Here is a 254-nt window from a genome sequence, read left to right as displayed (position 1 = left end):
CGAACGCAGGCGGGTAGTCCTTGGAATGGGCCTAATACGAGCTGATTTTCGGTTTCATCATATAAATAGAATCCAACCCAGTTAATACGGTCAAGAAACTGGTTAAGCAATGCGGAAGCATTGGCCAAGTTAGCGACTCGATTGGGTTCGTCTTCGATTAATGCAGTAAGCTGTTTGCCGACGAGTTCATAATTCTTCTCGCGGGATGCTGCGTATTTCTTTACTTCAAACATTCTCTTCATCCCTTCTTTGCA

The 254-nt window shown here is 44.5% G+C and carries 1 protein-coding gene; it reads right to left on the bottom strand.

The genetic code is table 11. The features are described from left to right. The coding region (locus LKX83_RS32680; protein WP_370639179.1) for a GAF domain-containing protein at positions 1 to 233 on the bottom strand (233 nt) is incomplete at its 3' end. Positions 234 to 254: the final 21 nt, after the last annotated feature.

The organism is Cohnella baijiui, assembly GCF_020731285.1.
Lineage (GTDB): Bacteria > Bacillota > Bacilli > Paenibacillales > Paenibacillaceae > Cohnella.
Note: the sequence above shows the minus strand (reverse complement) of the source record. Positions and strands in the feature narration are given on the sequence as shown.